The following is a 23,831-nucleotide window of genomic DNA, read 5'->3' on the forward strand; positions in this document are numbered from 1 at the left end:
TCGTCTCTAAGTTCTGGTCCAGTACACGCAGGGTCACGCCCTTGGCTTCCAGTTGTTCCGTAATGTCCAGCAGGTCAGCGAGAGAACGGCCCAGACGGTCCAGCTTGGTGATCACCACATCGTCCCCCTCTCGGACATACCGCAGGAGTTCGGCTAGTTGCTCACGGCCATCTGTGCTGGTCCCTGATACCTTCTCTTGGTACACACGCTCACAACCGGCCTTTGTCAGCTTATCCAGTTGAACATCCAACGATTGACCGACAGACGACACACGTGCATAACCGATAACCTGTCCCATCACTCTCTCCTACTCAATCAACCAATGCCCAAGCTGTCATAGGGACTTTCCCCGCATCAAAATGCCTTCCAGCAGCTATCTCTGCTTGCCGGTGGTCAATCGCTGCGATGACCTTCAGCTCCTCTTGGAGGCCCGTAGCAGCAGCCTTATCAAGCATCCTTGGGGCAACTCTATCCAGTGACTTCCTGTCCTTGAATCGGCGAAGCCTGATAACCAAGTCATTCATGCGGAAATCTCCTTCATCTTCTTCCTATTGCTTCAACGTGAGTCTTGTCGGTGTCACGCTGTCACATTAATGTCTTTATCCTATGGGACATAGATTATGAAACAGAAATGAGACGGTCAATACCCTATGTGAAAAATCGTCACACTGGGTATACCTAATGGGACGCAGGGACAGGCAGAGAGACACAGCAGGAGGCGATAGGAAGACGCAGGGGCTCGCCTATGTGTTAGCAATGGGATGGCTTGGGGCTAGTACAAAAAGAGGCACAGACAGACGCTCAGGTGGTGAGAGAAAGAGGACAGCAGGGCTGTCTAATGGCTGGTTCTTGGGGGGTATACGGGGGGAACTCACGGGCGCTTTATCACTGAAATAGCCCTTCAGATTTTTTCCAGAATTTACCAAGGGTCAGACTCAAAGCTGACCCTAAGTAATCTTGCGCTCAAGTCCTTCTTAGAGACTCTGGATAAATTGCATGGTCTCGAATGTATTATTGCCAGTACACAAATCCGTTACTAGCTCAGAAGGCACTTCTTTGACGCTCGCATTGTACGCATTATTTTGCTCAGCAAGCAGAAGACCAAGGTTCGAGACAAAGTAAACCGAAGTCCCCACATACGCACCAAGACGATTCTTCGCGTTAACTTCGACACAGTACCCCAACTCAGTCTTTACGATGTCGCCAAATTTCGCAGAGCCAGGATCAACAAGCGTCTTTTCAACTGCCTGCATAACATCACGGTTCTTCCCAAATAGCTTGGCAAAGCTGAATGAGTCTTGGGTAGTGTAAATCGCCAGCGCGATCATAAATCCTGCACCAAGTATTGAGTAACTAATCGCTTTAGTGTTCATGCTTGCTCCGTTTTGACTGTATTCTCAGCAATTTAACCGTCTTTATCTGGCTGGTCAAAGCTAAGCGAGAGAGTCGCTGGAGTACGCTTGAAACCTCGGGCCTGTCTTCCAGCCCTGCACACGGCCAGACCTCTTGTTGACCTTCCGGTACTCACCGCCCAACAGGATCTCCCACACGCTTCCATTCTCTCCCAGCACAGGGAATACCAGCCCTTCAGCAACCCCCAGCCCAGCCTCCACGCATACCAGAGTTTTACGCTCGGTCATCATTACGTCCTCTCAAGGTATTCACACAATCGACAGTCCAGACAGTCAAAGGGGATGCCACAGGGCGACAGAGGGGCGTCCTCTCCATCTTCCTCGAACTCTTCCAGTTCATCCCACAGGAAGGGCAGCAGGATCTCCTGTAGCCACTCCTGCTTGATCGCTGGTCCTATCCCCCAAGCATCCATAGGGTCATCCCTTCATCATCGCTATGAGCTTCTGTAGGGCGCTCCTGTTGTGCTCTTGGCTGGCCTTCTGACTGGCCTCCCACTCTTCCGGTGTCTTGGTGACTCGCTTGCGGTCGAATAGGGCGAACTTATTCACAGATGAAAGAGAGGAGGCTTTATTCTTGTTGCTTTGTTTCTGTTTAGAAGAAGTCAAAGACTTACCCCGACTCCCGTGACAGGGGGTGGTGACAAGTTGATTGAAAAGTGAACGAAGGGCAGGCCCTAGCTTATACACAGAGGCAAAGTTGAAGTCCTCAACCGTGGCGTGTTTCCGGCGTATCACTTGGAAGAGGCCAGACGTCTCCAGCACCTTCAAGGCTCGTTGGACGGTACGGGGAGAACAGAACGCCTTCGCAGCGATTGTCTTGACGCGCATCACGATTGACCAGCCTTGGGCTTTGTTCAGGCTCTTGGCGAGAACTAGGGCTACCTCTTTGACTCGGGGGGTCCCGAAGGTGGACATCGGGAGCTTGGCTATGGTGGCGACAAGCTGATCGCTGTGTTGTAGAATGGGGGATGCCATTTGGTCTGCCTCATGGTATGAAAAACACTATGAGCAGTCACTTAACCAATTGATTTATAAGGTTTTACGTAAATGGTAGTGGATCAGCAAGATCAAATCCGCCAGGATCAATCCCATCTCGAGGCCGTGGTCGCCGAGGCCCTTGAGATAGCGAAAGGGCTGGGCGCCGGGCTTGCCGAAGTCTCCATCAGCAAACAGACCGGCCTCTCGGTGAACACCCGGGGCTGCGAGCTGGAAAGCATCGAATTCAACAAGGATGGCGCACTCGGCATCGCCGTCTATCGCGATGGTTGCAAGGGGTCCTCCTCCACCACGGATCTGACCAAGCCGGCCATTCGCGCCGCCGTGGAAGCGGCCATGGAGATCGCCCGCCACACCTCTCCCGATGACTGCGCCGGTCTTGCGGATGCGGATCTGCTGGCCTGGGATGCCCCGGACCTGCAACTGTGCCACCAAATCGAGCTGGATCCCCAGCGTGGCATCGCGCTGGCCATCGAGTGCGAGCGGCTGGCCCTGGGACGGGATGCCCGCATCAAGCACTCTGACGGAGCCAGTTTCTCCAGCCACCTGGGCGTCAAGGTTTATGGCAACAGCCACGGCTTCGTCAAAGGCTATGCAGCGTCCCGCAACTCCCTGAGCTGCGTACTGATCGGCGAGCAGGATGGCGACATGCAGCGCGACTACGGCTACTCCTCCAGCCGCTCCCTGGGCGGGCTGTGGAGCCCCCAGCGCATCGCTGACGAGGCGGTGGAGCGCACTGTTTCCCGCCTGGGGGCTCGCAAGATCAGCACCCGCCATGCCCCTGTGCTGTTCCACCCCGATACCGCTGCCGGTCTGTGGGGCCATCTGGTGATGGCCATCAGCGGGGGCAACCTCTATCGCAAGTCGAGCTTCCTGCTGGACAAACTGGGCAAGCAGATCCTGCCCGAGTGGCTCACCATCCAGGAGTTCCCCCACTTGCCGGGAGGACTTGCCAGCACCCCGTTCGACGGGGAAGGGGTTCGCACCCGCGACATGGACATCATCCGCAACGGCGAGCTGATGAGCTGGCTGCTCACCTCCTACTCCGCCCGCAAACTGGGCCTGACCACCACGGGCCATGCCGGGGGTATCCATAACTGGCAGGTTTCCAATACCGGCCAGGACTTCCAGGGCATGCTCAAGGAGATGGGTACCGGCCTGCTGGTGACCGAGCTGATGGGGCAGGGGGTCAACATCGTCAATGGTGATTACTCCCGCGGCGCAGCCGGTTTCTGGGTTGAAAATGGCGAGATCCTCTATCCTGTGGAGGAGATCACCATTGCAGGCAATCTAGCCGACATGTTCAGCCATATCGTGGCGGTGGGCAGTGATGAGGATGAGCGTTCCAGCCTCAAGACCGGCTCCGTACTGGTCGAGCAGATGAAACTGGCGGGGCACTGATCCCCTCCGTCCGATCTGGAATATGGTGTCTAGTCCTGAGATAGGTCTACACATTTTCAGCTAGCTTTTAGCACTCAGAACCCCCGATGCGTCACATCAGGGGTTCTGTATTTCAATGCCTGATGCGGTTGCTCCAGGTTATAAGTATCCACTGCCTTTCGCACTTTTCCCTGCCTGCGCCAGCCTCTGCAGGCTTTGCAGCAGTGACTCTCTTTTCAAGATCTCAGTGCATTTTGGTGACAGTTATGAGTATCTGTCATCAAGCATTTGACCCCGTGTTGTTCATGCAATGACTGATACAACCCCGAACAATACTGCACCTGGTGGTCCGAATGATGAATAAGCTCTCCGTGGTCACGTTGTTGCTTCAGTGTTTTCTCGATCACCATCGACTCGGCATTCATCTCTTAGTTGCCACTATTTTGCGTGAGCAGGTGTCCGTCACCTAGCTCAGGTAGAGCGGCCCTGAGTGTCATAACGCGTCTGCGTCTGTTTATAGGTGAGCTTGCCTTCTTCAATCTGCTCGACCAGGGCCAGTTTAAAAATCAGAGTAATTGTGTTGTGTTCGTTTACGCCCTGTCCCATCGAGATCTCCATCTATTCGGAGGAGAAGATGCAAACCATATTCAGGCAGATGCGCCGATCAGACGTCGGCCAGCTGCAATGCCTGGCGGTAGTACTCGTTGGCCTTGTTGGTCAGGCGGCGCTTGTCCATCACCTGGCCGAGGGCGTGGTAGAGGGCGGCATCCGGCGCCTTCGCCACTTCCTGCTCCAGCAGCCGCTGGGCTTCGTCCAGTTGACCGGCCAGCAGGCAGACCCGGGCCAGCGCCGCTTCGGCGCCCGGCTGATCCTGGATCTTTCTGAGCAGGGTCAGCATGGGCTGGTAGTCGTCCAGTTTGAGCTTGGGCAGGCGGGCGAACAGCTCGGGGGAGGGATCCTTGCGCAGGGCCTCCAGCCAGAGATCGGCGGCTTCGGCATCGGCCCCCAATCGGCGCAGGCGATCCCCGTAACTGGCCAGCAGCACGGGATCCTGGCGCTGTTTGCGGGGCAGACCCTGCCAGACCGTGCGCAGGGTGTCGAGGGAGCCGCTGGCGGCCTCCAGACGACCGCACCACGCCTGGTGCAGCAGGGCCTCTTCCTGCTGAGCGGTCAGCTTGCCCACCTTGCGCAGGGCAGGGGCGAGATCGATGAGGGCCGCCCAGTCTTCACGGGCCAGATACACCTGACGCAGCTGATCCAGCACCATGGGGTGGCGCGGGTTGAGGGCATAGATGGACTCGAGGCGACCGAGGGCGCTGTCGTACTGGCCCTGCTCAATCTGCAACTGGGTCTGGATCAGGGTCAGTGCCAGCTCTGCCTTGGGGTTCTCTTCCTGAGCTTTCTGCAGGTAGTGATCCCGGCGCACGTCATCGCCCCGGGCCTGGGCCACCCGGGCGGCGCTCAGGTAGTTGAGCAGCGGGGTGTCGCTGTTGTCTGCGCCCTTGATGAGAAGCTTCTCGGCCTGGTTGTAGTGCCCCTCGGCCATGGCCAGGGTGGCATTGACGGTTTGCAGGTTGGCCTTGCGGCGGCGGCGGGAACCGAACCAGCCCTGGGTCTTGCGGCGCAGGCCGAACAGGCGGGCCAGCACCCATTCCACGATGAGCAGGGCGCCGTAGAACAGCACCGCCAGGATCACCGCGCTGGTGACCGAGGATTCCACCGTGTAGTTGCCCAGCGAGATGAGCACATAGCCCTTGTTGCCGGAGGCTTCGGGCCCGAAGATGAGGCCCGCCACCATCACGGCGACTATGACGATCAGACGAATCATGGTCTCCTCCTCAGTTGCCGGCCAGGATGCGTTGCAGGCGTTCGGTCAGCACCTGTTCCAGCATGGTCTGGGTCTTGAACTGATCCGGGTAGTCAAACTGGATCTGCTCGCCTTTGAGCTTGTCGAGCTCGGACTGCATGTACTGGGTGGCGCTGTTGTTGGCATCGAAATACTGGGTCAGCCAGCGCTGGGCCTTCTCCAGGCTGTCGACATAGAGGGACTGCTGTTCACGATAGACGGCGAGCTGGGCCTGCAGCAGCTTGGTCTTGAGGTTCTCCCGCAGGAAGATCTCCTGCTGTGGGGAGAGCAGGGCTTCCACGGCGCCATCGCGGCGACGGATGGTGATGAAGTTTTCGGTGAACTTGACCCAGTTCTTCTTCAGGTTGCTCTGCCACTCGTCCGGGTTGGTGCTGACGGTCTGGTCGGGCTCGCTCTTGGCTTCCGGCATGCTGACGGTGGAGAGGGGCAGCAGCTCGATCTGGTCCGAGAGGGCGGCCAGCTTCAGGGTCAACCCTTCGCGATCGACCCGCGGCATCCCCTTGAGCTTGGCGATGTCTTCCGCCAGCGCCTTGCGAATGGGCATCAGGCTGGGGTCGTTGAGCGCCTTGATGCGCTCGTCGGCGTTGCCGAGCAATGTGATGGCGGAGACGATGTCGTGTTCGAGCCACAGCTTGCGGCCCGCCATGCGCACCAGGTATTCGGATTCGGCCAACATCCAGTCATTGGGGCGCTTGTCGTCCAGATCCAGCACCTTGGTCTGCAAGGCGTCCAGCGCCTCCTGCAACTGCTGCTGGCTCTTGCCGAGGGCACCGATCTGTTCGGCATCCTTGCTGCTGCCCTGCTCAATCCTGGTCATGGCGTCGGCCAGTTGCTGCTTGAGGGCTACCAGTTCGGCCTGCTGGGCAACGGCGTTCTGGTGTCCGTGCACATAGAGACCACCGGCCAGCCCCAGGGCCAGCAGGATGGCGATGCCGCCAAGCACGGTGCCAGAGCTGCCCTTCTTGCTCCCTGTCGTTCCGGGAGCGGGCTTGTTGTTGTCGGCCACGGTGGCCGCGGCACTCGGCTGGACTTCTTGCTGTTCAGTCATTCCATCTTCCTCAGTTCCAGGGCGGCCACCAGAGCCTGGTTGGATGCACCTTGGGCAATCACGATACGGGTAAAACCAGCCCCTTCTGCCATCTCGGCCACCCGGGGACTGGGCACCACCAGCAGGCGGTCATAAAGCCAGGGGTGCTGCGGGCCGGGCACCAGGGCCAGCAACCGCTGCAACAATTCGCCACTGGTGATGAGCAGGCTGTCGAGCCCGGCTGCCTGCCAGTGGCGGGTCAATGCGTCCCCGTCAAGATCGGGGTAGTGGCGCTCGTAGGTGGCACAATAGTGCACCAGTGCGCCCCGTGAGGCCAGCGTCCGGGCGATGAGATCCCGCCCGTCGTTGCCGCGCAGGATCAGCACTCGGCGGCCACTCACCCCTTGCAGTGCCGGCAGGGCCAGCAGCCCTTCACTGCGGGGATCGGCCGGGCACAGGGCCTGGATGCCCGCCTCGGCGAAGGCATCCGCACTCGCCTGGCCGACTGCAAAGTAATCAATATGTGGCCAGGTCTGACCAGTTTGCAACAGAAAATGATGTGCAAAATGAACGGCATGCATGCTGACGGCGATAACGAGGTCCGCCTCCCGCAGCATGTCACTCAGGTGAGGGAGGTCGCATCCCGGCCGGGTTTCCAGCAACGGACAGCAGAGCGGTGCATGACCCAACTGGTGCAGCATCTGCACCAGCTGGTTGGCCTGGGCGGCCGGGCGCACCACCAGGGGGACCATCAGGGGGCGCTCCGGGCAGATGACCGCGAACCTGGCTGTGCTGCACTCATGCCCGGTAGACCTCGGCCAGGATAACGTCGGCACCGGCGGCCAGCAGGCGCTGGGCCAGGGTGTGGCCCAGTGCCTCGCCCTCTGCCAGGGGGCCGCGGATCTCGTCGCGAATGACGCGGGCACCGTCCGGGCTGCCCACCAGGCCACGCAGCCATACCTCTTCTCCCTGTACCAGGGCATAGGCCCCGATGGGCACCTGACAGCCCCCTTGCAGGGCGCGGTTCATGGCGCGCTCGGTCAGCACCCGGATGCGGGTTTCGGCGTGCTCGAGCGGCGCCAGCAGGGCATGCAGCTCGTGATCGTCGAGGCGGCATTCGATGCCGACCGCCCCCTGGCCGTTGGCGGGCAGGCTCTGCTCGGGCTCGATGAAGGCGGCGATGCGATGGGCCATCTCCAGTCGTTTCAGGCCGGCGGCGGCCAGGATGATGGCGTCATATTCACCGGCATCCAGCTTGGCGAGGCGGGTGTTGACGTTGCCCCGAAGGTCGCGGATCACGAGATCAGGGCGGGCAGCGCGCAGCTGGCACTGACGGCGCAGGCTGGAGGTGCCGACCACGGCCCCTTGAGGCAGCTCGTCTATCTGGTTGAAATGGTTGGAAACAAAGGCATCACGCGGGTCTTCGCGCTCACAGATGGTGTGCAGGCCGAGTCCATCGGGGAACTCCACCGGTACGTCTTTCATGGAGTGGACAGCGATGTCAGCACGCCCTTCCAGCATGGCAGTCTCCAGCTCCTTGACGAACAACCCCTTGCCGCCGACCTTGGCGAGGGGGGTGTCGAGGATCTTGTCACCCTGGGTGCTCATGGGCACCAGTTCGACCTGCAGATCCGGATGGAGTGCCTCCAGCCGATCTTTCACAAAATTGGCCTGCCACAGGGCCAGTGGGCTCTTTCGAGTGGCAATTTTCAGGGTTCGGGCTGCCATATCAATCAGTTGTTTCATCTTTTGAGAGGAAAACGATCTTACCACCCTTTGCAGGGGCTTTCATGGCGCAGCCCGCAAAAGCGGGGCCAAGCTCAAAAACGGGGGCTGAAAATTATTTTCATTCAGCCAATAATTGATTTTAAATTATTGAAAATAAGCAATTTTATTGCTTTCCACTGATACCGTTACGAACGGGGTCAGAAATAATCCGGTGATTGTGTGCGGGCTTGTTTACCACTGCTGTTTGCATTGTTAACATGATCACACTTTTTTGACGTCTCCCCGTTTTGGTGCGTCATTTCTCTTCCCCATAGGTAGGGCATTGCTGGTTAAACTCGACACGCTGGTGGCGCGCTACGACGAACTCAATCGTCTCAAGACGCAACGAGCGCTGGATCTCATGAGTCGCTACGGGCAGCAGGTTTTCCACTTGCTGCCTGTCATGCTGCACTTCAATCACCCCCTGTTGCCCGGTTATGTGGCAGGGGATGTGCCTCATGGTATCTGGAGTTTTGTCGCCAACGAGGCCCAGCAGGCCTTCATCCAGGATCTCTGCCAGAACGCCAACTGCCAGGGCGGTCTCAGTACCCACGACAAGTCCATCCAGGGCCTCTACTCCATGGGGAGCACCTCCTCCATCGGTCAGTGCTGCCACTCGGATCTCGACATCTGGGTCTGCCACGTGGCCGGTCTGTCAAGCGAGCGCCTCGCCCTGCTGGAACAGAAGTGCCAGCACCTCTCCATGTGGGCCGAGCAGCGGGGGGTCGATCTCAACTTCTTCCTGATCCCCGAAGACAAGTTCCGTCAGCGCAACGATGCCCAGATGCAGGGGGAGAGCTGCGGCAGCGCCCAGCACCTGCTGCTGCTTGACGAGTTCTACCGCAGTGCCATGCATATCGCCGGCAAGCGGCTGCTCTGGTATCTGGTGCCGGCCGAATATGACGATCACTACGACGACTACGTCAACGGCCTGTTTGCCCACGGCAAGTTGAGCCAGGATGACTGGCTCGATCTCGGCGGCTTTGATCGCATTCCTGCCGAGGAGTATTTCGGCTCCGCCCTGTGGCAGCTCTACAAGGGGATCGACTCCCCCTACAAGGCGGTGCTCAAGTCGGTGCTGATGGAGGCCTACTCCCACGAGTATCCCAACACCCGGCTGCTGTCGGTCACCAGTCGCGACTGGTTCCAGCACAACGAGGGGATGCACTACCGCCTCGACAACTACTGTCTGATGCTGGACAAGGTGACCAACTACCTCAAGTCCATCGGCGACATGCAGCGCCTCGATCTGGTGCGTCGCTGCTTCTATCTGAAGGTGTGCGATGGGCTGAGCCATCCCAAGGAAGATCACTCCCCGGACTGGCGCCGGGAGCAGATGGCCCAGCTGGTAGCCTACTGGGGCTGGAGTCCGGAGCGCCTTTACCACCTTGATCACCGCCAGGAGTGGAAGGTCGAGGACGTCAAGGTGGCCTACGCCGAGTTGCTGGAGGCCCTGATGCAGAGCTACCGCAATCTCATCCAGTTCGCCCGGCGCAACAACATCAGCGAGTCCATCAACCCGGAAGACATCGGCATCCTGTCGCGCAAGCTCTATGCCGCATTCGAGAGCCTGCCGGGCAAGGTGCAGCGCATCAACCTCAAGATTGCGCCGGATCTCGGCGAGCCGGATCTCAGCCTGGTACAGGTACCCCACGGCCGCCTGAATCGCGCCGGCTGGTATCTCTACAAGCATTCCCTCGAACCCGCCGACATCATCGGCCGGGCGCCGCTCGAATATAACGGCTATATCAGCAAGCTGGTGGCCTGGGCCTATTTCAACGGCTTGCTGACGCCCCAGTCCCGGGTGCACCTGTTCAACCAGGGTTCGGATCTGCACATCGACAACCTGCATCAGTTCTGTCGCGATCTCTCCGGCACCTTCCCGGTCAAGTATCCCCGCGCGACCAACCTGGCTCTGAGCCGGCCGTGCGAGATCCGCCAGCTCTCCATCTTCCTGAACCTGGAGACGGACCCGTCCAGCCACTGGGTGGGGCAGGTGATCGAGTTCGATGCCAACGCCGCCGATGTCTTCTCGTTCGGTCGCAACCAGGAGTGTCTGGTGGGATCCGTGGATCTCGTCTATCGCAACTCCTGGAGCGAGATCCGCACCCTGCACTTCGAGGGAGAGGAAGCCGTGGTGGACGCCCTCACCACCATCCTCGGCAAGATGCACCAGGACGCCGTGGCCCCCGAGATGATCGAGGTGTTCTGCTACAGCCAGCACTTCCGCTCCCTGGTGCGCACCCGCTTCCAGCAGCTTGTGGCTGAATGCATCGAGCTGCGTCTGGCCCGGGACAAGCAGCAGCTTGTCAAGACGCTGGCGCTCGGCAAGGAGAAGTACGGCATCTTCTTCGAGCGGCGCGGGGTGTCGGTCAAGAAGCTGGAAAACGCCATCGACTTCTACCGTCACATCTCCCACAACAAGCTGGATCACCTGCCGCTGCGCCTCGACAAGACTCACAGCCAGCATCTGCCCGGCATCGTCGACGCCTACGCCAGCGAAGGGCTGGTGCAGTTCTTCTTCGATACCCGGGATGCAGGCACCAACATCTATATCCTGGACGAGGCGAATCGGGTGGAGATCTACCAGCACTTCGCCGGCAACAAGGACGAACTGGTACAGGGGGTGAACCGGTTTTACACCTCGGGTCACGAGCGATTCAGCAATGCGGGTCAGTTCAGCAACTTCAACCTGCCCCAGTACTACGAAATCGTGCAGGTGGGTGACAAACTCGATGTGATCCCCTACCGCAGCCAGAGCCCGCAGCGGGACACCCCAGGAGCGGCGCGGGAAGTAGGATGATGCGCTGATAACAGCACCGGCAAGATGGCAAACGGCCTGCATGATGCAGGCCGTTGTCGTATCCGTGGTGCGGGAATCAGGCGTGGAGGGGGCGCAGCCAGTGGGGGGATGCCGTCGAGCATCGTCGTCAGGGATGAAAGCAAACGGCCTGCTGATGCAGGCCGTTATCTTACCCGTGAGCCGACAATCAGGCGCCGAGGCGGGCCAGCAACCAGCTGCGAATGTCGCCCAGCTGGGGGCGGCAGATCTCGTGGCGCATGGGGTATTCGTGCCACTCGGGGCTGAGTCCCACCGCTTCCAGCCGGTTCTTGGCGTCCCAGCCCATGGAGAGGTTCACCACGTCGTCATAGATGCCGTGCATGTAGCAGATGGGCAGGGCGCGGGCCGCCTCGCTCATCTCGCCGGGCAGGGTGTTGGGCGCAGCCAGGTAGGTGGACATGCAGAGCAGGCCTGCCAATGGCACCGGATGGCGCAGGGCGGTGAAGGAGGCGATGACGCCCCCCTGGGAGAAGCCGGCCAGCACGATGCGCTCGGGGGCGAAACCCTCGGCCACCAACTGTTCGATCAGCGAGGCGATACGGGCCGCTGACTCCCTGACATGGGACTCCACGGCGCGATCCGCCGGATCCTCGAAGCTCTTGATGTCGTACCAGCCGCGCATCCGGTAGCCCATGTTGATGGTGATGGGGCGTTCGGGCGCATCCGGCAGCAGATGGCGGACGGGCAGGTCGGCGGGCAGGGCCAGCGCCTCCACCAGGGGGGCGAGGCCTGCGCCGGAGTCCCCCAGCCCGTGCAGCCAGATCACCGCATGGCGGGCACCTTCGGGATGCAGATCCGTCATGAGAAGACCACGGGCTCGCCGGCCTGGGTGGTGCAGGCCCGGGTCAGCAGGGCCTTGAGCTCGTCGCCGAAGCGGTTGTCGATCCAGCTGTCACCGCGCAGCTCGAAGTGGAAGCCGTTCTCCCGGGTGGCGACCCAGATCTGATGCAGGGGCTCCTGCTTGTTGATGATGACCTTGGTCTTGTTCTCGAAGCTCAGGGTCAGCACCCCGCCGGCGCGTTCGCAGTCGATATCCGGATACCCCTCGTCGATGGTGTCTTCCACATACTGGAAAAAGGCGTCGGTCAGGGCGTGATACTCGTGATCCTTCATCGGTTTATCCTGTTGCTTTTAACAATGTGAGTGCGATTATAGAGGGCCAAAAATTTTTTCGCAGCGAACCATTATGATTACCCAGTTCACCAAGTGCCTGTTTGCCGCGTCGCTGTCGCTCGGGTTGGCCGCCTGTGGCCTGACGGGGCCGCTCTACATGCCGCCGGCCGAACAGCCCGCACCTGCAGAGCAGACACAGCCCAAGACAGAGAGTACACCGCAAGCCGCCTCGCCTGCGACCGCTACACCGGCCTCAGAGGCCGCGCCGCAATAATCTAGGAAGGAACCGCCCCCTTGGATCACTTTAACTACGACGCAGACGGTCAGCTTCAGGCCGAACAGCTTCCCCTGCAACAGCTTGCCGACCAGTACGGCACTCCGCTCTATGTCTACTCCCGCGCCACCCTGGAACGCCACTGGCATGCCTTCGACCAGGCGGCTGGCGACATTCCCCACCTGATCTGCTACGCGGTCAAGGCCAACTCCAACCTGGCCCTGCTCAATCTGCTGGCACGTCTCGGTTCGGGCTTTGACATCGTCTCCGGCGGCGAGCTGTCCCGGGTGCTGGCGGCGGGCGGTGATCCGGCCAAGGTGGTCTTCTCCGGTGTCGCCAAGAGCGAAGCCGAGATGCGCCTTGCGCTGGAAAAAGAGATCCTCTGCTTCAACCTGGAGTCCGAAGCCGAGCTGGAGCGCCTCAACCGGGTCGCAGGCAGCATGGGCAAGAAGGCGCGGGTCTCGGTGCGGGTCAACCCGGACATCGACGCAGGCACGCACCCCTATATCTCCACCGGCCTCAAGCAGAACAAGTTCGGCATCCCCATCGAACAGGCGCCCGCCATCTACCGCAAGGCGGCGACCATGGCCCACATCGAGATCAAGGGGGTGGATTGCCACATCGGCTCGCAACTCACTGAATTGAATCCCTTTATGGAGGCGGCGGACAAGCTGCTCAAGCTCATCGACGAGCTGGCGGCGGAAGGCATCCACATCCATCACCTGGACGTGGGCGGCGGTCTGGGGGTCAACTACGGCGCCGAGCAGCCGCCGCACCCCACCGAGTATGCCGAGGCGCTCAAGCAGAAGCTGGCGGGCCGGGATCTGACCCTCTTGTTCGAACCGGGCCGCGCCATCGTCGCCAACGCCGGTGTGCTGTTGACCCGGGTCGAGTTCCTCAAACCCGGCGAGACTCGCAACTTCGCCCTGATCGACGCCGGCATGAACGATCTGCTGCGCCCCTCCCTCTACGGCGCCTGGATGAACATCATCGAGGTGGACAGCCGGGCGACCCACGAGAAGGCACTCTATGACGTGGTGGGCCCAGTGTGCGAGACCGGCGACTTCCTCGGCAAGGAGCGTACCCTGGCGATTGCCGAGGGCTCCCTGCTGGCGGTGCGTTCCGCTGGCGCCTACGGCTTTACCATGTCCTCCAACTACAACACCCGACCCCGTGCGGCCGAGGTGCTGGTGGACGGTGACCAGGCGCACCTCATCCGTGAGCGGGAGCAGTTGGCGGATCTCTGGCGTGGCGAGCACCTGCTGCCGTGATGGATGGATTTTCAGCGTTCCTCCATGTGAGAGCGTGATTAACGGTGAGACAGGAACGCGCGATGTTGATTGAGTTTTCCAAAATGCACGGCCTCGGTAACGACTTCATGGTGGTGGATGGCGTCACCCAGAAGGTGTTCTTCAGCAACGACATCATCAAGAAGCTGGCGGATCGTCACTTCGGTATCGGCTTCGACCAGCTGTTGCTGGTGGAGCCGCCCTATGACCCCGAGCTCGACTTCCACTACCGCATCTTCAATGCCGACGGCAGCGAGGTGGAACAGTGCGGCAACGGGGCCCGTTGCTTCGCCCGTTTCGTGCGTCTCAAGGGGCTGGTCAACCGGGATCGCATCGCGGTCAGTACCGCCCGGGGCCGCATCACTCTGCAGCTGGAAGGGGAGAACCAGGTCACGGTCAACATGGGGGTGCCCCAGTTCGAGCCGGGCAAGATCCCGTTCCGTGCCCAGAAGGCGGAGAAGACGTATCTGCTGCGGGCCCAGGATCACACCGTGATGTGCGGTGCCGTCTCCATGGGCAACCCTCACTGCGTCATCGAGGTGCCCTCGGTGGCCGATGCGCCGGTGGAGACCCTGGGACCCATCATGGAGCGCCACGAGCGCTTCCCCGAGCGGGTCAACGTCGGCTTCATGGAGATGGTCAACGCCAGCGAGATCAAGCTGCGGGTCTTCGAGCGCGGGGTGGGCGAGACCCTGGCCTGCGGGACCGGGGCCTGTGCGGCCGTGGTGATAGGCATCAGCCAGGGCAAGCTCAAGGAGCGGGTCACCGTCACCCTGCCGGGTGGCAAGCTGACCATCGCCTGGAAGGGACCGGGTCAGCCCGTCTACATGACGGGACCGGCCGAGCACGTCTTTGACGGCCAGATAGAGTTGTAGACAAGGAGCGGGTGATCCCGCTCCATCAACGGATCATATCGGGGCCCTTGGCCCCTTTTTCGGATGGATCAACCAAGTTATGAGCGAACTCAAACGGCAGGAATCACTGGTGGATGAAGCCACAGTGCTGGAGTACCTGGCCCGTTATCCCGAGTTTTTCCTGCGTCACGGGGCCATGCTGGACAAGATCCGCATTCCCCATGGGCAAAAGGGCACCATCTCCCTGGTGGAGCGCCAGCTGGACAGACAGCGGGAGCGCATCGAGCAGCTGGAGCAGGAGATCACCGAACTGATGGGGGTCGCCAGCGAGAACGAGCGGATCTTTCGGGTTTACGCGGATCTCTACGGGGAGATCTACGGCTGCCAGACCTTGTTCGAGCTGAGCGCCGTGATGGGCAAGGCCTTCGTCCAGCGGCTGCGACTCACCGGCCTGCGGCTCTGGCTCAATCCCAGGCATTTCCAGCTGAGCGGCCCCGAGCAGCGTTTCCTGGCGCAGGGCAAACAGCTCGAACAACTGCTGGGGCAGCGCCTGCCCGGCACGGACTACTATTTCGGCCGCCTCAACCAGAGCGAGAAGCAGGCGCTGTTTGGCAATGATGTGCTGGTCAACTCGGTGGCCCTGATGCGGCTCGGGGAGCTCGGCGTGCTGGCCTTCGCGAGCTCGGATCCCAGCCACTTCACCCCCCACAACGACACCCTGCTGCTGGGTCAGCTGGGGCGTCTGCTGCAGCTGCGTCTGCCCGAGCTGGCCCGTGGCTAAGGCAACGACCCGATCCGCTGCCAGGACGCCCCCTGCCGCCGACCCCCTGCCGGTCGCACTGGCGGGGGAGCTGAACGCCTTTATCGAATACCTGAGGGTCGAGCGCCAGCTCAGCCCCCACACCCGCAGCAACTATCAGGCCCACCTGGAAGCCATGACCGCCGAGCTGGTGAAGCTCGGGGTCGACGACTGGGCCCGGCTCGAGGCGAGCCAGGTGCGCAGTCTGGTGACCCGGATGCACAAGGGGGGGCTGGCGCCCCGTTCCCTTGCCACCAAGGTGTCGGCCCTGCGCAGCTTCTGCGACTGGCAGGTTCGCCAGGGGCGGCTCACCGCCAACCCGGCGCGGGGCATCGTCACCCCCAAGCAGGGGCGGCCCCTGCCCAAGAACCTGGACGTGGACGAGATGTACCAGCTGCTCAACATCACCGACGAGCAGGATCCGCTGGCGGTGCGGGATCGCGCCATCATGGAGCTGATGTACTCCTCCGGCCTGCGCCTTGCCGAGCTGGTGGGGCTCAACCTCGCGGACGTGAAGCTCGACGAGCGCCAGCTCAGGGTGATCGGCAAGGGCTCGCGGGAGCGGGTGCTGCCCATCGGGCGGATGGCGGTGGAGTGGTTGCACAAGTGGCTCAAGGTACGCCCCCTGCTGGCCGGTGACGAGGGGGAGGCATTGTTCGTCTCCAAGCGCAGGCAGCGGCTCTCGGCCCGCTCTGTACAGGAGCGGCTCGACGGCTGGGGCAACAAGCAGGCGCTCAATGCCCACGTGCATCCCCACAAGCTGCGCCACAGCTTCGCCACCCACATGCTGGAATCCTCCGGCGATCTGCGGGCGGTGCAGGAGCTGCTGGGGCATGCGGATCTCTCCACCACCCAGATCTATACCCACCTCGACTTCCAGCATCTGGCCAAGGTATATGACAGTGCCCACCCGCGGGCGAAGCGGGATCCGGAAACGCCGGAGGATGAGTGATGTGGTGTGCGATCTGCGGGGATGACAATCTCCGCGTCGCCCCGGTCAGGCGGGAGCTCGCAACGCCAGAGGATGAGGAGTAAAGAGGAACAGCCATGCAGTTTTACCGTCGCTGGCAGCCGGTGGCCGCCATCTCGTTCGATCTGGACGACACCCTCTATGACAACGGCCCCGCCATCGCGCGGGCGGAACAGTGGATGCTGGACCACCTGCGCAGCGAATACCTGGCTACCGCCATGCTGGACAAGCCGCGCTGGCTCGCGCTCAAGCGCCAGTTGCTGCTGGACCACCCGGCGCTGAGCCACGACGTCAGCCTGGCGCGCCAGTGGGGCATTCGCGAGGCCCTGGTGCAGGGGGGCATGGAGCCCGGGCTGGCGGAGCAGCAGGCCCGGGCGGTGTTCACCGGCTTCATGGCCGAGCGCTCGAAGATAGAGGTGAGCGAGGCGACTCACGCCCTGCTGGCTCGTCTGGCGGCGCGCTACCCGCTGGCGGTGATCACCAACGGCAACCTGGATCTGGAGCAGGCGGGTCTGGTTGGCTACTTCACCCTGGTCTGCAAGGCGGGAGCGGGAGCCAGAATGAAACCGGCGCCCGACATGTTCGTGCAGGTGCAAGAGGCCCTGGGGCTGACCCCCGGCCGCATCCTTCATGTGGGGGATCACCCGGTGACCGACGTACTGGGGGCCAGGCTGCACGGCTTTCGGGCCGCCTGGCTCAACGAGAGCGGTCAGTCCTGGCAGTCGTTGTCGCTGCTGCCGGATGTGGAGCTGGGGCAGCTGCAGGATCTGGCCACCCTGCTGCTCTGAGCTGGGGGTGAGGGACAGATTCCGTGATCTATATCTGGCAATAACAACAAGGGAGCAAGGGCGTGAAGGGAATGAAGGGTGTCATCTGGCTGGCGATCCCCATGATGCTGGCGGGATGCGATCTGGTGCAAGACCGTTACCGGATGGAGTTCAGGGACGGATCCTGGCGGGAGATCGCCATCTCCCCGTTTTCCGACGAGGCGCGCTGGCGCGAGGGGTGTGCCACCGGCGAGATCCAGGTGGACATGACCCTGCCCCTGAAACGGGGCAAGGTGGTGAATGGCCGGGAGCAACTGCTCATCGGCGGCGAGCTGTTCGAGCTGGAGGATGCCCGTCTCTATCGCGGCAACGGCATGGTGCTCGGGCAGGCCCCGGACCATATCCAGCGGGGCCTCAAGGGGCTGGATGTCTGCCGAACCCTGCGCCCTGATCGCGGGGCCCTGCCCAAGCTCAAGGGCAAGGGATTTGGCGACTAGCCCGTCTGCTGCCTGAGCGGGCGGCAGGCGTCGCCGAAGGCAGTGGGCAGCTTGATGGCGTGTGGGTTTCACAGGCCCGCCACGTCGGATGCCTCTGGGCAGCCCCCGATGTACGGGGCCCTGTCCAGGCTCAAGGGCAAGGGGTCGGCGACTAGCCGACCTGCTGCCTGAACCGGCGGCAGGCGTCGCCAAAGGCGGTGAAGAGCTTGATGGAGTGGGGGTTCTCGCTGGCTTTCCACTCCGGGTGCCACTGCACCGCCAGCAGGAAGGGGGAGAGGGCGGGTGCGTGGATCGCCTCGATCAGCCCGTCTTCGGCATGGGCCAGGGGGGCCAGCCCCTTGGCCAGCGTCTTGATCCCCTGCCCGTGGAGGGAGTTGACCGGAATCGACGGCTGCCCCATCAGCTCGGCCAGCCAGGTACCGGGCACCAGCTCGACCTGATGGCTCTCGCCATACTGCTCGTCCACCGGGTCATCCGCATCCTCCCGATGATCGTCATAACCCGGCTCGCAATAGACCTTCTGGTGAATGTCGCCTCCCAGGGCCACGTTGATCTCCTGCATGCCGCGGCAGATCCCGAGGATCGGCAGGCCACGGTCGAGGGCGGCGCGCACCAGGGGAATATCAAACAGATCCCTGTCCCTGTCCTGGGGCTTTTCCGGGGTGAGGTTCTCCTGGCCATAGAGGGCAGGATCGATGTTGGAGCCAGCACCGCTCAGATAGACCCCGTCGGCGAGGTCCAGATACTGCTCCAGATCCTCGGTGCCACAGCAGGTGGGCACCAGCAGCGGCACGCAGCCGCTGATCTCCACCAGAGGCTTGATGTATTTGTGGGTCATGACCTGGTAGGCGTGGCCACTGCGGGTCTGGGCCCCCATGGTCATCAGCACGACGGGTTTGTTATGGGAACTGGGGTTGGGCATAGGTCACCTTGGCTATCCTTGGCGGTCTCATCCTGCGCCTTGGGAAGGCCCTTGCCGCCTCGGCTCGCAAGGGCATGCCTCAAGGCATGGTCGTGGGATCAGGGTCGCGCCAGCGTGCCAGAATCGTCGGTCAGCCTTGGCAACGACAGCCTGGATCCTGCCTCCAGTCTGCCAAGGCCGTTCAATATGTCAAACAAAATGATGCGATTATGTTAACCGTTGATGCCGGGATACGGCTATGAGTCCCATTTAAAGGGGCTTGAGGGGGGATACATGGTGCGGAGAGAGATTTGATGGTGGATATATTAAACATCTGGCCGGGCGGCCGGATAGCAGAAGGGGCCCACAGGGCCCCTTGTCGACTCAGGCGTTCAGGATGAAACGTTCGATCACCTGGGCGACCCCGTCTTCATCGTTGCGCCCCGTGGTGTGCTGTGCCAGCGCCTTGATCTCGTCGGTGGCGTTGCCCATGGCGACCCCGAGTCCGGCGTAGGCGATCATGTGGTGATCGTTGCCCGCATCTCCCACCGCGATCACCTGGGAGGCATCCAGCCCCAGGTGCTCGGCCAGGGCGGCGACGCCGGTGCCCTTGTTGCTGCGCTTGTTCATGAACTCGAGGAAATAGGGTGCGCTGCGCACCACGGTATAGCGCTCGTGGAGTTCGGCGGGCAGCTGGGCGATGGCACGGGAGAGCAGGGGCTCGGGGTCAATCATCATCACCTTCATGATCTGCTCGTCGTCGGGCAGGGTGGCGAAGTCCACCAGGTTGATGGGTTGACCGATGAGGCGGGATTCGTGCTCGGTGTAGGGGCTGATCCTGGGGCTGATGAGCCCCTGGCGGACGGAGAAGCCGTGGATGTTCACCCCCAGCTCACAGGCCAGGTGGGCGATGGCACGGGCATCGCTGCCGGTCAGCAACTGGCTGCGGATGATGCGTTGCTCGGACACCTGCTGCACCAGGGCGCCGTTGTAGCAGATGACGTAGTCATCCTGGCCGGTGAGGCCCAGCTCGGTCAGGGCGGCGGTCATGCCTTCCAGCGGGCGGCCGGAGGCCAGCACCACGGTCACGCCCCTGGCGCGGGCTGCCGCGATGGCGGCCTGGGTGCGGGGGGAGATTCGGCCCTCTGGGGTCAGCAGGGTGCCATCCATATCCAATGCGATCAGCTTGTACATCTTCTCACTACCTGAGTCTGGCCGGCCCGCCCGATGGGGCCATGGGGAGGCCGAGTGTAGCGAAAATCGCCGCCGGGATCACGCCGCCTGCCGACGCGGGGGCACGTTGCCCCTCAGCGCTGGCCCTGGTAGGGGGTCAGTTGCAGCTGATCTTCCCGGATGGCGAAGTGGATGGGGCCGTGCTCGATGTCGACCCTGTTGTGGTGGTGGGCCATCTCCACCTCGACGCCGGGGAAGAGGCGCTGGGTGGCGATGATGTCCATGTTGGCCATGAGCGCCTGCAGTTCCCGCTGCGCCTCGGCGAGCTGCTCGTCCAGGCTCTTGCTCTCGTCGAACTGGCGGGTGCGCAGCGCCTTGATCTTCTGCAGGGTCTCGGGATTGCGCTTGTCACGGGGCAGTTGCAGCAGACGCAGGATGAGATCCTGCAGCTTGTCTATCTGCTCGGCGCAGGTCTGTTTGCGCTGGCGCAGCGCCAGCTCCTGCTCCTTCTGGCTGAAATAGCCACCGAGGATCTGCAACCGGGTCCGGTTGGCCGCCGAGGCTCCGAGCACCGGGGCCATGATGAGCCGATTGGCGATGTTGATGCCGCCGATGAGGTTCCCCTTGCGCATGGCGCTGTCCCCCACCTTGAGATCCTGGCCGCTGCGGCAATAGCAGTGACTGAGCTGGCTCAGGATATGGATGTCGCCATCGGCCTCCAGCCTGGCGTACTGGGCATAGCTGGCGTGGATCTCCCCCCCGGCGTTGAGGTGGCAGAGGTATTCGTCGTCCGCCAGCTTGCGCCCTATGATGCCGTTGCGCACCGTGATGGTGCCGCCGGATTCGATGTAGCCGCCCTCGACGAAGCCGCCGATCACCACGTCACCGCTGGTCTTGACGCGCATGCCGGGCATGACGTCCCCGGTGACCAGCAGGGATCCCTCGAACTCGACGTGACCGTGGCGGATGTCGACCTGCTTGACGTTGAGCACCTCGTCGACCCGCATCCCGGCACGCTCCTGACAGGGGAGCCCCGGGCGGGTCGCCAGCAGCAGGTCCGGGTCCTCGGGGGAGAGGCAGGTGCCGTCACCCGGCGTCATGGCGCTCTCCTTGCCGTGGCGGGCGGTCAGGGTCTGGCCCGTCACGGTGAAGCCGTCGATGCCCTGGGTGGCGGGGTGCCTGCGCATCAGCAACGCCCCCGCCTTGACGGTGAGCAGGGTGCCGAGGTCGCGCATGTCCACCTTGCCGTGATCCCGCTCCTGGGGTTTGAGGATCCGCTCGGCTGCGGTCTCCACCAGCCGCTCCAGGCGGGTATCCAGGCCGTGCCTGGCGGCCTTGCCGAGGGCGATGACGGGATTGAGCTGGGCACCGGGGGCCGCCTCACCCGCTGCCTGGATGGCGGCGGCAAGCAGTCGCTCGCTCACCCCCTGCTTGACCGTGCTGGCCGCCAGGGCCTCCTGCAACCGGGCCAGGGTCAGGGGCTGGCCGCCCCAGTCCGCGGTGATCTGCGCCCTGGCGCTCATCTGGTCCTTGTCCACCTGGATGAGCAGCCTGGCATCCTGGCGCCGGGCAATGGGGACTGGCGGATGCGCGGGGGCATCCGGCTCTGCGATGAGGGCGTTGAGCAGGGTGACGGCTTCGCGGATCCCCTCGCCGAGGGGTTCGTAGCGCCGACAGTTGGAGAGTCGCAGCAGGGCCAGGACGTCGCTTTCCTGGATGGGCTCGGTGAGGCCCGGGGTGATGCGCAGGCAGACATAGCTCATGTCGGCCGACAGCTGAAACCACGCTTTGCTTAACACCGGGCCCTCCTTCGTTGTCCCTGTCCGGTTTGCCCCATGCTGGGGCCTCTCCTTGCCGGCATCCAATGCCGCCGGGGCGGATCCAACGCGCAGTATTCGGGTATTTTTCCTTCCGGGTCAACGATCTGAATGCAAATGGGTGAGCCGGGTTGAGGAAATATCGGCTGACGGGAGAGGGGCAGAGCCGGCCATGCCATGGGCTCCATTGCAGTTTTTTAGCGCAATATGCTGACTTTTTGTGCTTTCGCTATCCAGAGTGTCCATCACGTTGAGGGAGGCGATGCAAATCACCTTGCCAGGCAGGAAGAGAAGGATTTTAATCTGCCGCCGCCCCAGGGCGAGGACTCTGGTCGCCACCGATCAGCCCCTTTTTCTGTCCAACCGAACGAGCCCCATGACCGCCCAAGGCCACCTGCTGTTTTCCGTCACCTGCGTCCTGCTTGCCCACAAGGTTGAACTGACTCCGGCCCTGGCCGATGCCAGCCTGTGGCACATCGTCCCCATGGCCCTGGCGAGCGCCCTGCTGCCGGATCTCGATCACCCCCGTTCCCTGCTCGGGCGGCAACTGCCCTGGATCTCGGGGCCGCTCTCCCGGCTGTTCGGCCATCGCGGCTTCACCCACAGCCTGCTGGCGGTGGGGATGGGGGTCTGGGGGCTGGCCCAGGTGGAAGCCCCCTGGTTGCTGTCGGGGGCGGTGAAGGATGCCCTCATCGTGGGCTATCTCAGCCATCTGCTGGGGGACTGGCTCACCCCCATGGGCATTCCCCTGCTCTGGCCCTGGCGTCGGCGCTTTCGCCTGCCCTGCCTGCCCCTCAAGAGCGGCGGGGGTTACGAGAGGGCCTTCTGCCTGCTGACCCTGGCGCTCGCCGGGTACTGGGTCCATGGCGGTGCAGGCTTGGCTCACTTCTAGTCCCGGGCGCCCTCCTGGCACTTGGCCGTTCGGGTCAGGGTGAGGTAGTCGGCGAGCACCGGCAGCCCCAGCAGGTGGCGGCGCAGCATGTCGAGGGCGGCGAAGGCGAGGATCCGGCGACCGCTCGCGGGATCCGGGTGGCTGACCCTGAGCGTCTGGCCGTGCAGTTGCCCGTCGGCGCAGAGCAGCAGCGGCACGCCGTCCGGCCCGGCACGGCCTATGGTGAGGCTCAGGGGGGCGGCGGGCACCGCCAGTTGAGTCAGATCGTCGCTCAGGGTGTGGCTGAAGCCGGCGGTCAGGGCCGGGTGCCCGTGACACATGGTCAGCAGGGCGCCCCTGCTCTCCCCTTCTTGCAGGTGCAGCGACCGCTCCCCCAGCAGGGCCAGGATCTGGCTGGCAGGCGCCTCGTTGCCACGTCCCACCAGCCAGGGGACGATGGCCGCAAGCAGCCTCGCCTCGGCGGCGTCCATGTCGGCGGTGCTGGCACCGTGGCCGATGAGCTTGAGCTCGATGAGAGGCATGGAGGAGCGGTAGCCCAGCTCGATGCCGGCAGGCCAGGGGGCCGCATCCAGCATGTCGCTGAGGGCGGACTCCGAGACGCCGAAGGTGTAAAAACGGCGCAGCTCGGTGTCGGTCTCTTCCCCGGCCAGCGCCTTGAGGCGGGGCATGATCTGTTCGCGCACCATCTGCTTGAACTCGAACGGCACGCCCGGGGTGAAGAAGAGCCGGCTCTGGCCGTGGCTGGCCGGGTGGCGGACCACAAAGCCGCAGGCGGTGCCCACCGGGTTGTCGAGGATCTCGCAGTCCCGGGGCAGCCAGGCCTGCTTGGTGTTGCTCCGTGCCATGGTGCGGCCCCGGCTGGCATAGCGTTCGGCCATGGTGGCGAGCCAGTCCGGGAACAGGGTCAGGGGCTGGTCAAACGCCTCGGCCGCGGCCTGGGCGGTGAGGTCGTCCGCCGTGGGGCCGAGCCCCCCGCACACCAGTACCACCTCGGCGCGGTTGGCGCTCTCCTGCAGCACGGCTGTCAGATCCGCAAGGTTGTCCCCCACGGTGGCGCGGCGGCGCACCTGCCAGCCCTGCTCCAGCAAGAGGGCACTGAGCCAGGCGGCATTGGTGTCCACCACCAGGCCGGTCACTATCTCGTCGCCTGTGCTGATGATCTCGATGCGCATGGGGACTCCTTGGGTGGGGCCA

The 23,831-nt window shown here is 62.7% G+C and carries 26 protein-coding genes and 1 pseudogene; 10 read left to right on the forward strand and 17 right to left on the reverse strand.

What is annotated here, in order from left to right; genetic code table 11:
* From AB5Y50_RS17700 to AB5Y50_RS17720, 5 genes are all read right to left on the reverse strand, one after another.
* Positions 1-298: recombinase family protein (locus AB5Y50_RS17700; protein WP_368163135.1), on the reverse strand; the 298-nt coding region annotated here is incomplete at its 3' end.
* 13 nt (positions 299-311) lie between these two features.
* Positions 312-524 (reverse strand): Hha/YmoA family nucleoid-associated regulatory protein, encoded by a 213-nt coding sequence (locus AB5Y50_RS17705; protein ID WP_010673871.1) that lies wholly within the window; start codon positions 522-524, stop codon positions 312-314.
* A gap of 450 nt (positions 525-974) precedes the next feature.
* Positions 975-1,373: a hypothetical protein gene (locus tag AB5Y50_RS17710; RefSeq protein ID WP_043163075.1), complete on the reverse strand. Its 399-nt coding sequence runs from the start codon at positions 1,371-1,373 to the stop codon at positions 975-977.
* A gap of 269 nt (positions 1,374-1,642) precedes the next feature.
* Positions 1,643-1,825 (reverse strand): hypothetical protein, encoded by a 183-nt coding sequence (locus tag AB5Y50_RS17715; RefSeq protein ID WP_040318810.1) that lies wholly within the window; start codon positions 1,823-1,825, stop codon positions 1,643-1,645.
* Positions 1,826-1,829: 4 nt separating this feature from the next.
* Positions 1,830-2,387 carry a hypothetical protein gene (locus tag AB5Y50_RS17720; protein WP_201883624.1) on the reverse strand — a complete coding sequence of 186 codons (558 nt, stop codon included), beginning with the start codon at positions 2,385-2,387 and terminating at the stop codon, positions 1,830-1,832.
* Between the two features lie 78 nt (positions 2,388-2,465).
* Here AB5Y50_RS17720 and pmbA point away from each other — a divergent pair, with 78 nt between their 5' ends.
* Positions 2,466-3,809 (forward strand): metalloprotease PmbA, encoded by a 1,344-nt coding sequence (gene pmbA / locus AB5Y50_RS17725; protein ID WP_319882985.1) that lies wholly within the window; start codon positions 2,466-2,468, stop codon positions 3,807-3,809.
* A gap of 74 nt (positions 3,810-3,883) precedes the next feature.
* Here pmbA and AB5Y50_RS17730 read toward each other — a convergent pair.
* From AB5Y50_RS17730 to hemC, 6 genes and pseudogenes are all read right to left on the reverse strand, one after another.
* Positions 3,884-4,278: pseudogene (locus AB5Y50_RS17730) on the reverse strand (DDE-type integrase/transposase/recombinase); the annotation flags it as partial.
* Entirely contained in the window at positions 4,260-4,394 is a 135-nt protein-coding gene (locus AB5Y50_RS17735; RefSeq protein ID WP_010672691.1) for a hypothetical protein, read from the reverse strand. The pseudogene AB5Y50_RS17730 and the gene AB5Y50_RS17735, both read right to left, overlap by 19 nt.
* A 58-nt stretch (positions 4,395-4,452) precedes the next feature.
* Positions 4,453-5,616 carry a heme biosynthesis HemY N-terminal domain-containing protein gene (locus AB5Y50_RS17740; RefSeq protein ID WP_042879393.1) on the reverse strand — a complete coding sequence of 388 codons (1,164 nt, stop codon included), beginning with the start codon at positions 5,614-5,616 and terminating at the stop codon, positions 4,453-4,455.
* Between the two features lie 10 nt (positions 5,617-5,626).
* Positions 5,627-6,703, reverse strand: a complete 1,077-nt coding sequence (locus AB5Y50_RS17745) for a uroporphyrinogen-III C-methyltransferase (RefSeq protein ID WP_280094237.1) — start codon at positions 6,701-6,703, stop codon at positions 5,627-5,629.
* A complete protein-coding gene (locus AB5Y50_RS17750; protein ID WP_048208940.1) occupies positions 6,700-7,434 on the reverse strand; it encodes a uroporphyrinogen-III synthase in 735 nt (244 codons plus the stop codon). Before AB5Y50_RS17750 ends, AB5Y50_RS17745 begins: the two co-directional genes overlap by 4 nt.
* Before the next feature lie 46 nt (positions 7,435-7,480).
* Complete coding sequence (gene hemC / locus AB5Y50_RS17755) at positions 7,481-8,410, reverse strand: hydroxymethylbilane synthase (RefSeq protein WP_048208942.1); 930 nt, start codon at positions 8,408-8,410, stop codon at positions 7,481-7,483.
* A gap of 322 nt (positions 8,411-8,732) precedes the next feature.
* On the opposite strand from hemC, the gene AB5Y50_RS17760 reads away from it, so the two are divergent.
* Positions 8,733-11,252, forward strand: a complete 2,520-nt coding sequence (locus AB5Y50_RS17760; protein ID WP_368163139.1) for a class I adenylate cyclase — start codon at positions 8,733-8,735, stop codon at positions 11,250-11,252.
* 187 nt (positions 11,253-11,439) lie between these two features.
* Here AB5Y50_RS17760 and AB5Y50_RS17765 read toward each other — a convergent pair whose 3' ends face one another.
* Positions 11,440-12,093, reverse strand: coding sequence for an alpha/beta hydrolase (locus AB5Y50_RS17765; protein WP_103259395.1), 654 nt, complete (start codon positions 12,091-12,093; stop codon positions 11,440-11,442).
* Positions 12,090-12,404 (reverse strand): iron donor protein CyaY, encoded by a 315-nt coding sequence (gene cyaY, locus AB5Y50_RS17770; protein ID WP_010672698.1) that lies wholly within the window; start codon positions 12,402-12,404, stop codon positions 12,090-12,092. The genes AB5Y50_RS17765 and cyaY overlap by 4 nt, the downstream gene beginning before the upstream one ends.
* Positions 12,405-12,477: 73 nt before the next feature.
* Here cyaY and AB5Y50_RS17775 point away from each other — a divergent pair, with 73 nt between their 5' ends.
* The 7 genes from AB5Y50_RS17775 to AB5Y50_RS17805 all read left to right on the forward strand — a co-directional run bounded on the left by AB5Y50_RS17775 (position 12,478) and on the right by AB5Y50_RS17805 (position 17,854).
* Positions 12,478-12,678, forward strand: coding sequence for a lipoprotein (locus AB5Y50_RS17775; RefSeq protein WP_010672699.1), 201 nt, complete (start codon positions 12,478-12,480; stop codon positions 12,676-12,678).
* A 20-nt stretch (positions 12,679-12,698) separates the two neighbouring features.
* Positions 12,699-13,949: a diaminopimelate decarboxylase gene (gene lysA, locus AB5Y50_RS17780; RefSeq protein WP_010672700.1), complete on the forward strand. Its 1,251-nt coding sequence runs from the start codon at positions 12,699-12,701 to the stop codon at positions 13,947-13,949.
* Positions 13,950-14,011: 62 nt separating this feature from the next.
* The gene (gene dapF, locus AB5Y50_RS17785; RefSeq protein WP_029313578.1) at positions 14,012-14,842 is read left to right on the forward strand and encodes a diaminopimelate epimerase; all 831 of its coding nucleotides are present in this window, start codon (positions 14,012-14,014) and stop codon (positions 14,840-14,842) included.
* Positions 14,843-14,921: 79 nt separating this feature from the next.
* Positions 14,922-15,602 carry a DUF484 family protein gene (locus AB5Y50_RS17790; RefSeq protein ID WP_041212252.1) on the forward strand — a complete coding sequence of 227 codons (681 nt, stop codon included), beginning with the start codon at positions 14,922-14,924 and terminating at the stop codon, positions 15,600-15,602.
* Positions 15,595-16,572 carry a tyrosine recombinase XerC gene (gene xerC / locus AB5Y50_RS17795; RefSeq protein ID WP_200163889.1) on the forward strand — a complete coding sequence of 326 codons (978 nt, stop codon included), beginning with the start codon at positions 15,595-15,597 and terminating at the stop codon, positions 16,570-16,572. The genes AB5Y50_RS17790 and xerC overlap by 8 nt, the downstream gene beginning before the upstream one ends.
* Positions 16,573-16,667: 95 nt before the next feature.
* On the forward strand, positions 16,668-17,378 hold the full coding sequence (locus AB5Y50_RS17800) for an HAD-IA family hydrolase (protein WP_319882986.1): 711 nt from the start codon (positions 16,668-16,670) through the stop codon (positions 17,376-17,378).
* A gap of 71 nt (positions 17,379-17,449) precedes the next feature.
* Positions 17,450-17,854: a hypothetical protein gene (locus AB5Y50_RS17805; RefSeq protein WP_103858871.1), complete on the forward strand. Its 405-nt coding sequence runs from the start codon at positions 17,450-17,452 to the stop codon at positions 17,852-17,854.
* Between the two features lie 151 nt (positions 17,855-18,005).
* On the opposite strand, the gene AB5Y50_RS17810 is transcribed toward AB5Y50_RS17805, so the two are convergent.
* The 3 genes from AB5Y50_RS17810 to AB5Y50_RS17820 form a co-directional block, all read right to left on the reverse strand.
* Positions 18,006-18,776: a gamma-glutamyl-gamma-aminobutyrate hydrolase family protein gene (locus AB5Y50_RS17810; RefSeq protein ID WP_010672706.1), complete on the reverse strand. Its 771-nt coding sequence runs from the start codon at positions 18,774-18,776 to the stop codon at positions 18,006-18,008.
* 363 nt (positions 18,777-19,139) lie between these two features.
* Entirely contained in the window at positions 19,140-19,949 is an 810-nt protein-coding gene (gene yidA / locus AB5Y50_RS17815; RefSeq protein ID WP_041214347.1) for a sugar-phosphatase, read from the reverse strand.
* A 113-nt stretch (positions 19,950-20,062) separates the two neighbouring features.
* Positions 20,063-21,727 carry a FapA family protein gene (locus AB5Y50_RS17820; protein ID WP_319882987.1) on the reverse strand — a complete coding sequence of 555 codons (1,665 nt, stop codon included), beginning with the start codon at positions 21,725-21,727 and terminating at the stop codon, positions 20,063-20,065.
* A 394-nt stretch (positions 21,728-22,121) separates the two neighbouring features.
* On the opposite strand from AB5Y50_RS17820, the gene AB5Y50_RS17825 reads away from it, so the two are divergent.
* Positions 22,122-22,637 (forward strand): metal-dependent hydrolase, encoded by a 516-nt coding sequence (locus AB5Y50_RS17825; protein WP_221366091.1) that lies wholly within the window; start codon positions 22,122-22,124, stop codon positions 22,635-22,637.
* Here the strand turns inward: AB5Y50_RS17825 and AB5Y50_RS17830 are convergent.
* Positions 22,634-23,809 (reverse strand): CinA family nicotinamide mononucleotide deamidase-related protein, encoded by a 1,176-nt coding sequence (locus AB5Y50_RS17830; protein ID WP_319882988.1) that lies wholly within the window; start codon positions 23,807-23,809, stop codon positions 22,634-22,636. The genes AB5Y50_RS17825 and AB5Y50_RS17830 overlap by 4 nt on opposite strands.
* Between the last annotated feature and the right edge of the window lie 22 nt (positions 23,810-23,831).

The sequence above is a fragment of the Aeromonas sp. s6 genome, from assembly GCF_040907815.1.
Classification (GTDB): domain Bacteria; phylum Pseudomonadota; class Gammaproteobacteria; order Enterobacterales; family Aeromonadaceae; genus Aeromonas; species Aeromonas caviae.